Here is a 13697-nt window from a genome sequence, read left to right on the forward strand (position 1 = left end):
GCGGTCCTGCAAGCAATTTGCTTGCAGGACCGCTTTCTGCGTTTCATGCGTCAAAAATTCGGGGCTTCACCGCCGTTTTCTTATGTCACCCCGGCTTTGCCCCCTTCTTTTTTAGCAAACGGTTATTCCATCACAGCGCCCTTGTTGGCGCCGGAGACCAGCTTCGCATAACGGGAAAGCCACCCGGTGGTGATCCGGGGTTCCGGCGCTTTCCAGGCGGCGCGGCGGCGTTCCAGTTCCTCGTCGGAAACGTCCACATTCACCTTGCCGGCGGGAATGTCGATGGAGATGGTATCCCCTTCCTGCACCAGTGCGATGTTGCCGCCCTGGGCCGCTTCCGGCGCCACATGGCCGATGGATGCGCCGCGGGACGCACCGGAGAACCGGCCGTCGGTGATCAGCGCAACGGATTTGTCCAGCTTCATGCCGGCCAGCGCGCTGGTGGGATTCAGCATCTCGCGCATGCCGGGGCCGCCTTTGGGGCCTTCGTAGCGGATGACCACCACGTCGCCGGGGTGGATCTGCCCGCCGTAAATGGCCTGGATGGCATCGTCCTCACTGTCGAACACCCGGGCCGGGCCGCTGTGCACCAGCATTTCGGGCGCAACGGCGCTGCGCTTGACCACGCAGCCGTCTTTGGCGATGTTGCCCCACAGAATGGCAATGCCGCCGGTTTTGGAGTAGGGGTTGTTGGTGGGACGGATGTTGGTCTCGTCCAGGTTTTTGGCGCCGGCAATGTTCTCGCCCACGGTCTTGCCCGTCACGGTGGGCAGGCTGGTGTCCAGCAGGCCCAGTTCAGCCAGCTGCGCCATCACCGCAGGCACGCCGCCCGCCGCGTTCAGATCTTCCATGTGAGTGGGGCCGGCCGGAGCCAGATGGCAGAAGTTGGGCACCTTGGCGCTCAGCTCGTTGAAGGTCTCCAGGCTCATGGGCACGCCCGCCTCGTTGGCAATGGCCAGCAGGTGCAGAACGCTGTTGGAGCTGCAGCCCAGGGCCATGTCCGTGGCAACGGCGTTGCGGAAGGCCGCCGGGGTCAGAATATCCCGGGGGCACACATTCTTTTCCACCAGGTCCACAATGCGCATGCCCGCGTGCTTCGCCAGCTGGGTGCGGGCGGCCATCACGGCGGGAATGGTGCCGTTGCCGGGCAGCGCCATGCCGATGGCCTCGCACAGGCAGTTCATGCTGTTGGCGGTGTACATGCCCGAGCAGGAGCCGCAGCCCGGGCAGGTGTGCAGGGTGTAGTCCTCCAGCACGTCCTCATCGATCAGGCCCGCCTTGTAGCTGCCCACCGCCTCGAACATCTGGGACAGGGACACATGCCGTTTTCCCTGACGGCCGGACAGCATGGGGCCGCCGCTGATGACGATGGAAGGAATATTCAGCCGGGCCGCCGCCATCAGCATGCCGGGCACGATCTTATCGCAGTTGGGAACCAGCACAAGGCCGTCCAGCGCGTGGGCGCGGGCCATGGTCTCCACGCTGTCGCAAATCAGTTCACGGCTGGGCAGAGAATATTTCATGCCCACATGTCCCATGGCAATGCCGTCGCATACACCGATGGCGGGCATCAGAATGGGGGTGCCGCCGGCCATGCGCACGCCGGCCTTCACAGCGTCGGCCAGCTTGTCCAGATGGGCGTGGCCGGGGACGATCTCACTGAAGGCGCTGACCACGCCGATCAGCGGCCGGTCCAGCTCCTCATCGGTATAACCCAGTGCGTAAAACAAACTGCGGTTGGGTGCGCGCTCGGCGCCTTTTGTCACTTGTTCACTGTTTCTCAACGTTTTTCATCCTTTCCCCCGGGGCCGTATGCAAACCGGCCCGAATTTACCTCAGTATAGCACGCTTTGCACAAAACTGCAAAAGATGCCCCAAACAGACGCCGGGCCTACGGTTTTCGCTTTGCTTTTTTGGAAAGAATGTTTATAATAAAAGAATATCTGAAAGGGGGTGGGCGGTATGGAATTTCAGGTCACACGAAGCGGCGCTGCGCTGATCGGGTTCTGGGTGATTCTGGCGGGCGCAGTGGTCAGCATTCCCTTCTGGTCGTTGAATGCCGTGGCCGCCCTGTTCTGGCTGGCGGTGTGGTGCGTTGTCTGCCTGTGTGTGCTGGTGCCCCGCTGGGCGTCCTGCCGGGTCCGGGTGGGCGGCAATCACCTGACCGTGCGCCGGGGCCTTTTGTTTCTGGTCACCAAGCGCATGCCCTTGCGTTTTATCAGCGGTTGTCACATTCTGCAGACGCCGGTGGGCCGGCGCATGGGCGGCTGTGTGCTGGTGCTGATCGCTTCCGGCACGTTCACAGTCATTCCCGGCATTCGAAGGGCGGACGCCGAACAGCTGGCCGCCAAGCTGTCCCACGGGGGAAAACTGTTATGAACGGGCGGCGGTTTCACATTCTGTACTGTCTGCGCCTGTTCCGGTACGCACTGCTTTTGTGCCTTGTGCCCATGGTGCAGGCCCTGATCGCCTTTGACTGGACCAGCCTGTTCACGGCTTTGAAGCAGGACGCGGCGATTCTTTTGTTCTTTCTGGCGGTCTCGCTGGTGCGCTGGTACGTCACCGGCTTTGCCCTGACCCAGGACAGTTTTGAAGCACAGACCGGCGTGTTCGTGCACAGCAAGTACACGTTTTCCAAAAGCAGCGTGGCTGTTCTGGAGATCGTGCGGCCGCTGTACTGCCGCCTGCTGGGCGCAAGCCGAGTGACGCTTTACTTTCACAATTACGCCGCGCCCCGCCGGTTTCAGTGCTACCTGACCAAGAGGGACGCCCAGGCGCTGGCCGATCTTTTGATGCCTGTGCGGCAGGACCACTCCATTTTTTCGCCCACCGGCTATGAAAAACTCAGTTTTGTCATGCTCAGCGCCAATGTGATCACCGCCTGTGCGTTCGCATGGGTCAGTCTGGACCGCATACAGGAAGTTCTGGGCGACAGTCTGCGGCAGCTGGCCTGGATGCAGTTTGAACAGATCGAGCTGCTGGTCGAGCGCATTCTGCCCGCCGGTTTGGCAGCGCTGGCCACCCTGTTCTTTCTGGTGGGCGGCCTGACGTTTTTGTATGCGTTTCTGCACACTGCCGGTTTTCGGGTGTGCCGCAACGGGGGCATCATCATCAGCAAGGGCGGCCTTGTGACCAAAACCGAGCGGCGCGTCCGTCTGCGGTGCGTGTCTGCCTGTGATATTCGCGTCACCCCGGCCGGGCGGCTTTTGCGCCGGTATCCGGTGTTCATCGCCGCGGGCAGTTTTACCGGCGGCGAGGTGCCGCTGTTCGTTGTGAAAAAAGGGCAGGAGGCGCGGGTGGAAGCGCTGCTTCCCGGTTATTCCAAGCCGGACGGCCCGCTGTGCGATCCGGCCCGCAAAAGCCCTGTGCAGTATTTGTGGAAACCCGGCGCCCTGCTGGCACTGGGTCTGGCGCTGTGCGGCGTTGCCTTCAACGTTCTGCCGGGCGTTTTGCCGGTTCTGGCAGCGTGGGTTTTGGGGGCGCTGGGCTGTATGATCGTCTCTCTGGAGGGGCTGCGCAGGGAAGGTCTGCACAAAAATGAAAACCGGACGCTGTCCGTGGTGTTCACCCGCTTTTTCACCCGGCACGAGGTCTGTGTGCTGACCCAGGACCTGGCCTACACCCTGTTTGAACATCCCTTCTCCGTCAGCGAGGGGCGGTGCGATGTGACGGTGTGTCTTCCCTGCCGGGTGCGGTACAGGGCCAGAGGTGTGCTGCAATATCAGGCGCGCAGTATTCCCTTCAGTTTGTAGCAAAGGAGTTTCTTCATGTATCAGGCTGTGATTTTTGATTTGGACGGAACGCTTCTCAACACCATCGGAGACCTGGCCCAGGCAGGCAATTACACGCTGGCCCAAATGGGACTGCCCGGCCATCCGGTGGAAGCGTATAAATACATGGTAGGCAACGGCATCCCCATGCTGCTGCACCGGATGCTGCCCGAGACAGCCCGCACCGAGGAAAACGAGCAGCGCGCGGCGCAGCTGTTTTTTCCCTATTATGACCAGCACAAGGAAGACACCACCGCTCCCTACGACGGCATTGTCCCGCTGTTGGACCGGCTGCGCGGCGCGGGCGTAAAGCTGGGCGTGGTCTCCAACAAGGAAGACCACCTGACCCGGCAGGTGATCGGGCAATATTTCCCCGGTGTGTTTGACGACGTGCGCGGCCATGTGCTGGGTACGCCCACAAAGCCGGACCCGCATCTGGTCCATGAAATGCGCGCCGCCTTCGGCCTGGAACCCGGGCAGGTGCTGTATGCAGGCGACAGCAATGTGGACATGTTCACAGCCCGCAACGCGGGGCTGGACGGCTGCGGCGTGCTGTGGGGCTTTCGCACAGCGCAGGAGCTGAAAGAGGCCGGCGCACGCTATCTGGTCGCCGCGCCGTCCGAGCTGGAAGCGCTGGTGCTGGGCCGTCCGGCACAGAAGGAGCGTTGACGGCGTATGGAATTTGCGCGATTTCTGGACCGGTACCTGGATGATTTTCTGGCCGTGGCATCCATCTTTTTCTGTGGAGCGGTGGTCTGCGGAATCATCTACATATCGTATTATTTTTTAAAAAAATCACAAAAACGCCATCTTTGGCTTCAGCGGAATGGAAAAAGAGCCAGCGGCCGCGTGATCGCACTTTATGAAAAAACAAAGTACATGCGGGGGGACGAAAACACGCCCGGGCAATGGATGAAAACCGAATGGGCGCGCTATTCCTTTCCGGCAGACGGGGCCGAGTGGATCGGGGATTTTCCCCAGAGCAAAAAGCAGTTTTATCACAAGGGGGATTCGGTGGAGGTTTATTACGACCCGGCGGACCCCCGTCGAAACTGTACGCCGAGGCAGATCGAAGAAGACAAAAAGATCCAGCTGTTTTTCAGGTTTCTTCTGGGGTTTCTGGCGTTTGTCACACTGGCGGCGGCAGCCTGCATGGCATTCCAGTAAAAAAATGCGCGCGGAACGTTCTTTCGTTCCGCGCGCATCGTTTTATCCGTTTTTAATCCACCAGTGAAGAATTTTTCTCGGCCGCATCAGGCACAGGATGCAGAAAAACGCACCCACGGCCAGCAGCAGATCCCCCACACTGGCAAAGCCGCCCGGCAGCGGCAGAATGTCGCCCAAAAACAAAAGCCGGGTGTCCGGCCCGGCGGCGCAGTACATGGGAATCTCCCCCGCCGTCAGGGCGCGGGCGCCCTCTTCGCTCAGCAGCGAAAGAACGCGCTGAGACACGGGCATGCAAAAATCGTTCAGAGCGATGACCAGAAAATTGCACAGTGTGCCTGACCCGGCAAACCAGAATGTTTTGCGCAGGCGCCGGTTTTGAAACAGAAACAACGCCAGCGTGCCGTAGCAGATCACAATACATATCGCTGCGGGAATGCCGTCGGAAAAAGCCGGCACCCAGTTGGGCAGGCTTTGCGCCAAAAAGGCGGGAAACGGCATCCAAAGCCCGCGCATCCGGGCTTTTTCATAGCGTGCCAGCCGTCCGCCGAACGTCCAGCCCACGGCCAGGGCGATCAGCACAGACCAAAGAAACATAGCAAATCCCCTTTGTTGTCACATGCCCGTCTGGGCGGCCTCTTCCGCGGCCTGCTGGGTCAGGCGCCCCTCTTCCGCCAGCTGGGCGGCCACGCGGGCCACGTCCGGATGGAACTGCTCGCCCGCTTCCTTGCGAAGAATTTCTGCGGCCTGCTGGGGCGTGCGTCCCTTTCGGTAAGGCCGGTCGCTGGTGATGGCGTCGTAAGCGTCTGCCGCGCCGAGAATGTAATTTTCAACGGGCAGGTCCTCTCCGCAGGTCCCGTCGGGATAGCCTTTTCCGTTGTAAAACTCATGGTGATGGCCCACCATGGACAAAATGTCCTGGTAGCCGTTGATGTTTTTTAAGATGTCCACACCCGCCATGGGGTGATGTTCAATAACCTCCCGCTCTTCGGGGGTCAGGCGGCCGGGCTTCTGCAGAATGGAATCCGGCACGCCGATTTTGCCGATGTCATGGTACAGTCCGGCTGTGAGCAGGCGGTGGATGGTGGTGCGGGGCAGATGCATCTCCTGTGCGATCAGGCATGCATAGCCCGCCACCCGCATGGAATGACCGCGGGTATAGGTGTCCTTGGCCTCAAGGGCCGCTGTCAGTGCGCGGATGACCTCGTACTGACTTTTCTGAGAATCCAGATACAGCTTGAAGGAAAAACGCGCCAGCAAAAGGGGCAGCATGAACAGAAAAGCCAGCCAGTGACCGCGCTCCATTTTCAGCAGCATGGCCAGAAAATAGCCGATGGTGCTGCTGCACACAATGCTGGGGATCATCCCCACCAGCATGTGGCCGAAGATGGAGAAGAACCGCATGCGGGACTCCAGGTAAAACACGCCGGAGATGATCAGCGCGTTGGCGCCCACGGCGCTGATCACATAGCCGATGGCAGGAAGAAGAATTCCGGGAAGAGAGATGTTTCCCGGCGTGCCGCCCAGCGCATAGTACACAGCGCCGCCCACGGCCAGCGAAAGGTTCAGGTTGGAAGTGTTGAACAAAAGCTTGTGCGGGTCGGTGTTGAAAATATGGTAAAAGCCCTTCCCGCTCTCGGTGGGAACAATTTCAAGAGGTGTTGTCAGAAATAAAAGGACCAGCGCGCCGGCAGGTCCCATGACCAGCGCCACGGCCAGTACGCTGATGAAGGACATGTCGATGGTGCAGTCCTCGCGCACATACAGCGGCAGACAGCGGCAAAGCACGCACAAAGCGACCAGAGCAATGACCGTGCTGGGGCCAACCCCCTGGGGCAGTCCGCCGGAAAAAACGCGCCAGCAGGCAGACAGACCGACCACAATGCCGAGCACAGAGATCAGGTTCATGTACCGTTTTGTCAGTCGCTCCAAATTCGTTCGCCTCCGGGCTTTGAAAGTTATAAATAAGGGAGGCAGCCAATCAGCCGCCTCCCTGCTGAAAAAAGGCTTCTGCCGTCTCAGCGCAGCTTAAAAAAAGCGCCGCTGGCAACCAGCAGAGAGAGCAATGACGTAAGAGCCATCATAATCTTCGCCTTATTCATCGAATACAGCCTCCTTGACGACAATACTCTGTCAGCCGCTATAGACAGGCTATATCCGCTCCGCTCTTATTCTTCGGGCATCGTCTGCTCTGCCGCGTTGGGGCAGGGCATCATGGCAATGCGCCGGTTTACCGCGTCCAGCACGGCCAGCGCCACGGAGAAGTTGGGGTCTTCTCCCTCGTAGCACGCGCCGAGAAGCGGTTCGCTGCGGCCCTTGCTCTTCAGCACAAGGCCCGCGAGAATGCAGTTTCTGGAAGAAAATTCCGTGCGGCGCACGTCTTCCAGCACCACGTGAAATTCATCGGAAAACGCGCCGTCCACCGCGCGTACGGCCGCCAGGGCAATGGCGCCGGTCCGGCCGCCGGGGGTCGCGTCGCATTTGGCACGTCCCTCAAAGCTGTGACCGCCCTGGGTCAAATGTACCACCGCGGACACGCCGGTGCGGTCGCTGATCAGCTCCAGCCGCTCGCAGATCATGCGGCAGTGGGTTTCCCGTGCGCCGTCGGGGATCTGCGCCACGCTGATGATGCGGTGATCGATCTCCATGCCGAATTTGGCAGAAAGGGCAGACTGAATGTCCCGCACGATCTGCTTGGGAGAACGGGTCTCATCTGCCAGAACATGAATCTCCCGGATCGAACCGTTCTCCAGGAAAAATTCTGCTCCCAGCACACCCGCAAGACGCAGAACCAGCGCCTTCCATGCGGCAGTATCCGCTGCGTACAGATTCATAGCCTTGTCCTCCCATCTTGCAGTATATGGTTTCATTATACAAAAAGCGACTGTTAAAAACAAGCTTTTCCGTTGGAAACTTGCAAAAAAAGCAAGATTTCAAACCTCCAAATTTTTCCGGAAAACAAAAAAAGAGGCCTTAAAAAGCCTCTTTTTTTCGAAATCAGAATCGGCCCGCATCTCGCAAAGCTTTTAGTTTTAACAAGGCGGTGCAGGTTTTGCCGTCCACGATCTCGCCGGAGAGAACCTTTTCCACCGCCTGCTCCAGCGGAAGCGTGAACACCGACAAAAATTCATCCTCGTCCAGATGCTGCCCCACCGGATGGAGATCCTTGGCGGCGTACAGATAAATGATCTCGCTGCAGTAGCCGCAGGTGGGGATCATGGGCGACAGATCTACGTACGTATCCGCCTGCAGGCCGGCCTCTTCGCCCAGCTCCCGCTTGGCCGCCTCAAAGGGATCTTCGTCCGCTTCCAGTTTTCCGGCGGGAATCTCGATCAGCTCTCGGTCCAGCGCATAGCGGTACTGCCGCACCAGATAAACCTCGCCCTTTTCATTCAGCGCCACAATGCCCGCGCCGCCGTGATGATGGACCACTTCCCGGGAGGAGGTGCGTCCGTTCTCCAGTTCCACCTTGTCCAGTGTCACACGGATGACCCGTCCCTGAAAAATCTCTTTTGACTCCAGCTTTTTTTCAAAATGTGCCATTTGAATCCGCTTCCCTTCCTTAGGCGCCGGCGCTGTCCCGGCTGGATTCTTCCCGGGTGCACCGCACCTTCTCGATCCGGCGCTCACTGGTCTTCAGGACCGTGAACACCACGCCGCCGTAATGGACCTGCGCATGCTCGTTTTCATCCGGAATGCGGCCCAGGCGGTCGATCACAAGCCCGCCCACGGTGTCGATGTCGTCCGGATCGTCTTCATCCGGCTCGGGCAGTTCCAGATCAAAGGCCTCAAACAGGTCCTCCAGATCCGCAGCGCCGGTAGCGATGAATCCGTCCCCGTCGGCCACCAGGTCCTCTTCCTCGTTGTCATACTCGTCCTGAATGTTGCCCACGATCTCTTCCAGCACGTCTTCCATGGTCACAAGGCCGCTGGTCCCGCCGTATTCGTCCACCACCACGGCAATCTGGGTGTGTTTGCGCCGGAACTCCAGCAAAAGCTCACGGGCGCGGCAGGCCTCGGGCACAAACATGGCTTTGCGCATATGGGCCGACGCCAGCTCCGTGCTGCGCGCGGGATCATCCCACAGGCCGAACAGGTCCTTCACATGCAGCATGCCCACCACATCGTCCAGCGTTTTGTGGTAGACCGGAATGCGGGAAATGCCCTCGGCCATGGCCAGCCGCACCACATCGCCGATGTTGGCGGTATCGGCCACACTGACGATCTCCGTGCGGTGGGTCATCACGTCCGCGGCGGTCACATCGTCGAACTCCACGATGCTGGCAATCATCTTTTTCTGGTTCTCGTCAATGATGGACTGTTCTTCCACGTCCTCCACCATGTTCATCAGCTCTTCCTCGGTCACGCCGCTGTCCGCGGTGGTGCCGGTCAGCTGAAAGCAAAGCTTGGCGGGGGCGGTCAGCACTTTGCCCAGCACCGCCAGCACCCGCATGGGACCGGCCTTTCCACCGGCAAAGCCGAAGGAAAACACGGTCACACCGGCCAGAACGTACACCGCCAGGCCCGGAATGGCCCACACAAGCCAGCCGTGCAGCGCCAGCACATCGCACAGCTGCCACAAAAAGGCGCCGAACAGAACGCAGAACAGGATCACCGCGCCGGCGGCGCGGTCGGAAAAGCCCAGGCGGGAAACCTTCTCCCGCTCGCCGTCTGCCGCCAGAATGCCGCCCGCGCTGTAAAGCGCCAGCAGAGCGCCCAGCGCGAGGATCACACAAATTAAAATGGAAAGACCTTCCGGGTCCATGAAAAAACAAACTCCTTTTTCAGTCAAATGACGCGCACAACCACTGCGCACAATTGTCTATATAATAAAGTATTTTAAGAGCTCTGTCAATAAAAGGCACACAGGGACGGATGGTTAAACTTAACTGGTTTTGTCTGGTTAAAATTTCACAAAGAAAAGCCGTCCCACAATGTGGAATTTGTGATTTTTTACCCGAAAAAGCCCCGGAAAGGCCGGGAAGCTTGTTTACTTTTGGTGTGGAATTTGTTACAATATTACAGAGCGCGGACAGACGCGGAATTCGGTTCCAAAGAGCGCGCGGGAGGGTTTTTGCGGTGCACGTGGCCGCAAAACACACGCGGGCCCGCATGGTGCGGGAACGTGCCTGTTCTGCATTCAAAACATTTGAAGCGGAGGAAGAAAAATGCCAAGATCTAAAAAATCTATGGACGGCAACACCGCTGCCGCGCATGTAGCATATGCGTTTACAGAAGTTGCCGGTATCTACCCCATCACCCCGTCCAGCCCGATGGCGGACATGGTCGACCAGTGGAGCGCTGCTCACCAGAAGAACATCTTCGGAACCGAAGTCAAGGTTATGGAGATGCAGTCTGAGGCAGGTGCCGCCGGTACCGTCCACGGCTCTCTGGCCGCCGGTGCGATGACCACCACCTTTACGGCTTCTCAGGGCCTGCTGCTGATGATCCCGAACATGTACAAAATTGCGGGTGAGCTGCTGCCCTGCGTGTTCCACGTGTCTGCACGTACGGTTGCCAGCCACGCGCTGAACATCTTCGGCGACCACTCCGACGTGTATGCCTGCCGTCAGACCGGTTTTGCCATGCTGGCCGAGTCCAACCCGCAGGAAGTCATGGACCTGGCTCCGGTTGCTCACCTGACCGCCATCGAGAGCCGCGTTCCGTTTGTGAACTTCTTCGACGGCTTCCGTACCTCTCACGAGATCCAGAAGATCGAAGTGTGGGATTACGACGATCTGAAAGAAATGACCGATATGGACGCGGTGAAGGCGTTCCGCGATCACGCGCTGAACCCCGAGCATCCCGCCATGCGCGGTTCTCACGAGAACGGCGATATCTTCTTCCAGCATCGTGAGGCATGTAACAAATTCTACGAGGCTGTTCCCGCCATCGCTGAGAAATACATGCACAAGATCAACGAGAAACTGGGCACTCACTACGAGCTGTTCGAGTACTACGGCGCTGCGGACGCGGACCGCGTCATCATCGCCATGGGCTCCATCTGCGACGTGGCTGAGGAAGTCATCGACTACCTGACCGCCAAGGGCGAGAAGGTCGGCCTGGTGAAAGTTCGTCTGTATCGTCCGTTCAGCGCCGAGCGTCTGCTGGCCGCCGTGCCTGCTACCGCCAAGAAGATCGCTGTTCTGGACCGCACCAAAGAGCCGGGCGCCTATGCCGAGCCTCTGCACCTGGATGTGCTGAGCGCCTTTGCCGAGGCAAAACGCGAAGCCACCATCATCGGCGGCCGCTATGGCCTGGGCTCCAAGGACACTCCTCCCGCAAGCGTGTTCGCTGTGTATGAGGAGCTGGCCAAAGACGCGCCCAAAGCCCGCTTCACCCTGGGCATCAACGACGACGTCACCTATCTGTCTCTGGAGGAGAAACCCGCTCCCAACACCGCTGCAGAAGGCACCAAAGAGTGCAAATTCTGGGGTCTGGGCGGCGACGGCACCGTTGGTGCCAACAAGAACTCCACCAAGATCATCGGCGACCACACCGACAAATACATCCAGGCATACTTCCAGTATGACTCCAAGAAGACCGGCGGCGTGACCATCAGCCACCTGCGCTTCGGCGACAAGCCCATCCGTGCGCCCTATTACATCAACAAGGCGGACTTCGTGGCTTGCCACAACCCGTCCTATGTCATCAAGGGCTACAAGATGGTCAACGACGTAAAAGACGGCGGCGTGTTCATGATCAACTGCCAGTGGAGCGACGAAGAGCTGGCGCACCATATGCCGGCTGAGGCAAAACGCTACATCGCTCAGCACAACGTGCAGCTGTACACCATCAACGCCATCGACAAGGCCATCGAGATCGGCCTGGGCAAACGCACCAACACCATTCTGCAGTCTGCGTTCTTCGCACTGGCCGGTGTTCTGCCCCGTGAGGATGCCCTGAAATACATGAAGCAGGCCGCTGAGAAATCCTTCGCCAAGAAGGGCCAGGCCATCGTTGAGATGAACTGGAAGGCCATCGACGCCGGCTTCGACGCTTATCACAAAGTGGAAGTCCCCGCTGACTGGGCCAACGCTCAGGACGAGGCTGACAACACCGCGCTGGCCGGCAACGCTGCCACCGTGGATATGGTCAAGAACGTGATGATCCCCGTTGCGAAGATGGACGGCGACAGCCTGCCCGTTTCCGCCTTTGAGAAATACGTGGACGGCCAGTTCGAGCAGGGCGCGGCCGCTTACGAGAAACGCGGCGTTGCCGTGACCGTTCCCGAGTGGGATGTGGACAAGTGCATTCAGTGCAACCAGTGCGCTTATGTCTGCCCGCACGCCACCATCCGTCCCTTCGCTCTGACCGCTGACGAGGCCGCCAAGGCTCCCGCTGCGCTGAAGAGCAAGAAGATGACCGGCAAAGACTGCGGCGACTATGTGTTCACCATGACCGTTTCTCCGCTGGACTGCATGGGCTGCGGCGTTTGCGTGGGCGTTTGCCCGGCTCCCGGCAAGGCTCTGAAGATGGTTCCGCAGGAGAGCCAGCTGGCACAGCAGGACGTGTTCGACTACTGCGTGGCCAACGTGGGCAAGAAACCCGGCATGATGGCCGAGACCACCGTCAAGGGCTCTCAGTTCAATCAGCCGCTGCTTGAGTTCTCCGGCTCCTGCGCAGGCTGCGCTGAGACCAGCTATGCACGCCTGATCACCCAGCTGTTCGGCGAGCGTATGTTCATCTCCAACGCCACCGGTTGCTCCTCTATCTGGGGCGGCCCGGCTGCTACTTCTCCGTATACCCGCAACCGTCTGTCCGGCAAGGGCCCCGCTTGGGCGAACAGCCTGTTCGAGGACAACGCCGAGCACGGCTTCGGTATGTATCTGGGCCAGAAGGTCATCCGTGACAACCTGATCGCCCTGGTCAAAGAGATGGCCGAGAGCGACAAGGCGGACGAGGCCTTCAAGGCTGCTGCGAAAGCTTACCTGGATACCGTGGACGACGGCAAGACCAACGGCGCCGCTGCGGATGCTCTGGTTGCCGAGGCGGAGAAACACGCCGCTGAATGCGACAAGTGCAAAGAACTGGTGGAGAAGAAACAGTACCTGTCCAAGAAGTCCGTCTGGATCTTCGGCGGCGACGGCTGGGCATATGACATCGGCTTCGGCGGCCTGGATCACGTCCTGGCTTCCGGCGAAGATGTGAATGTTATGGTCTTCGACACCGAGGTTTATTCCAACACCGGCGGCCAGGCCTCCAAGGCCAGCCAGATCGGTCAGGTTGCTCAGTTTGCCGCAGCCGGCAAGGCCATCGGCAAGAAGAGCCTGGCGGAGATCGCCATGAGCTATGGCTACGTTTATGTAGCACAGATCGCCATGGGCGCCGACCAGAACCAGACCATCAAGGCCATTGCTGAGGCCGAGAGCTATCACGGCCCGTCTCTGATCATTGGCTATGCTCCCTGCGAGATGCACGGCGTCAAGGGCGGCATGACCAACTGCCAGAACGAGATGAAGCGTGCTGTCCAGTGCGGTTACTGGAACATGTTCCGCTTCGATCCGCGCAAGAAGGCCGAGGGCAAGAATCCGTTCACGCTGGACTCCAAGGCTCCCACCACGGATTACAAAGAGTTCATCGAGAGCGAGACTCGTTACAGCCGTCTGCAGCGCGCCTTCCCGGAGCGTGCGGCCGATCTGTTCGAGAAGGCAGCCAACGCGTCCAAGGACCGTTATGCCTACCTGAACAAACTGACCAAACTGTACGCACCCGACGACGCGGAATAATTCGCAATCCTTTTGGCGGCAGGCTTCGGCCTGC

At 59.4% G+C, this 13697-nt stretch carries 11 protein-coding genes; 5 read left to right on the top strand and 6 right to left on the bottom strand.

Annotated features, from left to right (window positions below):
- Positions 1–122: 122 nt before the first annotated feature.
- Complete coding sequence (gene ilvD, locus WMO24_RS04890; RefSeq protein ID WP_349215201.1) at positions 123–1784, bottom strand: dihydroxy-acid dehydratase; 1662 nt, start codon at positions 1782–1784, stop codon at positions 123–125.
- Positions 1785–1962: 178 nt separating this feature from the next.
- Between ilvD and WMO24_RS04895 the strand changes: the two genes are divergently transcribed.
- Genes WMO24_RS04895 through WMO24_RS04910 form a run of 4 tightly spaced genes read left to right on the top strand, consistent with a single transcriptional unit; the run spans position 1963 to position 4937 of the window.
- Positions 1963–2379: a PH domain-containing protein gene (locus WMO24_RS04895; RefSeq protein WP_349215202.1), complete on the top strand. Its 417-nt coding sequence runs from the start codon at positions 1963–1965 to the stop codon at positions 2377–2379.
- Positions 2376–3752 carry a PH domain-containing protein gene (locus tag WMO24_RS04900; RefSeq protein ID WP_349215203.1) on the top strand — a complete coding sequence of 459 codons (1377 nt, stop codon included), beginning with the start codon at positions 2376–2378 and terminating at the stop codon, positions 3750–3752. The genes WMO24_RS04895 and WMO24_RS04900 overlap by 4 nt, the downstream gene beginning before the upstream one ends.
- A gap of 15 nt (positions 3753–3767) precedes the next feature.
- Positions 3768–4439, top strand: a complete 672-nt coding sequence (locus WMO24_RS04905; protein WP_349215204.1) for an HAD family hydrolase — start codon at positions 3768–3770, stop codon at positions 4437–4439.
- 6 nt (positions 4440–4445) lie between these two features.
- A complete protein-coding gene (locus tag WMO24_RS04910) occupies positions 4446–4937 on the top strand; it encodes a DUF3592 domain-containing protein (RefSeq protein WP_349215205.1) in 492 nt (163 codons plus the stop codon).
- Between the two features lie 42 nt (positions 4938–4979).
- Here WMO24_RS04910 and WMO24_RS04915 read toward each other — a convergent pair whose 3' ends face one another.
- The 5 genes from WMO24_RS04915 to WMO24_RS04935 form a co-directional block, all read right to left on the bottom strand.
- Positions 4980–5531 carry a DUF5317 domain-containing protein gene (locus tag WMO24_RS04915; RefSeq protein WP_349215206.1) on the bottom strand — a complete coding sequence of 184 codons (552 nt, stop codon included), beginning with the start codon at positions 5529–5531 and terminating at the stop codon, positions 4980–4982.
- A gap of 18 nt (positions 5532–5549) precedes the next feature.
- Positions 5550–6866, bottom strand: a complete 1317-nt coding sequence (locus tag WMO24_RS04920; RefSeq protein WP_349215207.1) for an HD-GYP domain-containing protein — start codon at positions 6864–6866, stop codon at positions 5550–5552.
- 236 nt (positions 6867–7102) lie between these two features.
- Positions 7103–7768 carry a hypothetical protein gene (locus WMO24_RS04925; protein WP_349215208.1) on the bottom strand — a complete coding sequence of 222 codons (666 nt, stop codon included), beginning with the start codon at positions 7766–7768 and terminating at the stop codon, positions 7103–7105.
- Between the two features lie 163 nt (positions 7769–7931).
- Entirely contained in the window at positions 7932–8477 is a 546-nt protein-coding gene (locus WMO24_RS04930; RefSeq protein ID WP_349215209.1) for an NUDIX hydrolase, read from the bottom strand.
- A 19-nt stretch (positions 8478–8496) separates the two neighbouring features.
- On the bottom strand, positions 8497–9699 hold the full coding sequence (locus WMO24_RS04935; protein WP_349215210.1) for a hemolysin family protein: 1203 nt from the start codon (positions 9697–9699) through the stop codon (positions 8497–8499).
- A gap of 403 nt (positions 9700–10102) precedes the next feature.
- On the opposite strand from WMO24_RS04935, the gene nifJ reads away from it, so the two are divergent.
- Entirely contained in the window at positions 10103–13663 is a 3561-nt protein-coding gene (gene nifJ / locus WMO24_RS04940; RefSeq protein ID WP_349215211.1) for a pyruvate:ferredoxin (flavodoxin) oxidoreductase, read from the top strand.
- Positions 13664–13697 lie beyond the last annotated feature (34 nt).

The organism is Ruthenibacterium intestinale (assembly GCF_040096265.1).
GTDB classification, from domain to species: domain Bacteria; phylum Bacillota; class Clostridia; order Oscillospirales; family Ruminococcaceae; genus Ruthenibacterium; species Ruthenibacterium komagatae.

Coding starts and splice junctions, on each gene's coding strand:
- WMO24_RS04900 (WP_349215203.1), top strand. CDS start 2,376: ATGAACGGGCGGCGGTTTCACATTCTGTACTGTCTGCGCCTGTTCCGG.
- WMO24_RS04925 (WP_349215208.1), bottom strand. CDS start 7,768: ATGAATCTGTACGCAGCGGATACTGCCGCATGGAAGGCGCTGGTTCTG.
- WMO24_RS04930 (WP_349215209.1), bottom strand. CDS start 8,477: ATGGCACATTTTGAAAAAAAGCTGGAGTCAAAAGAGATTTTTCAGGGA.
- WMO24_RS04935 (WP_349215210.1), bottom strand. CDS start 9,699: ATGGACCCGGAAGGTCTTTCCATTTTAATTTGTGTGATCCTCGCGCTG.
- WMO24_RS04915 (WP_349215206.1), bottom strand. CDS start 5,531: ATGTTTCTTTGGTCTGTGCTGATCGCCCTGGCCGTGGGCTGGACGTTC.
- WMO24_RS04910 (WP_349215205.1), top strand. CDS start 4,446: ATGGAATTTGCGCGATTTCTGGACCGGTACCTGGATGATTTTCTGGCC.
- WMO24_RS04905 (WP_349215204.1), top strand. CDS start 3,768: ATGTATCAGGCTGTGATTTTTGATTTGGACGGAACGCTTCTCAACACC.
- nifJ (WP_349215211.1), top strand. CDS start 10,103: ATGCCAAGATCTAAAAAATCTATGGACGGCAACACCGCTGCCGCGCAT.
- WMO24_RS04895 (WP_349215202.1), top strand. CDS start 1,963: ATGGAATTTCAGGTCACACGAAGCGGCGCTGCGCTGATCGGGTTCTGG.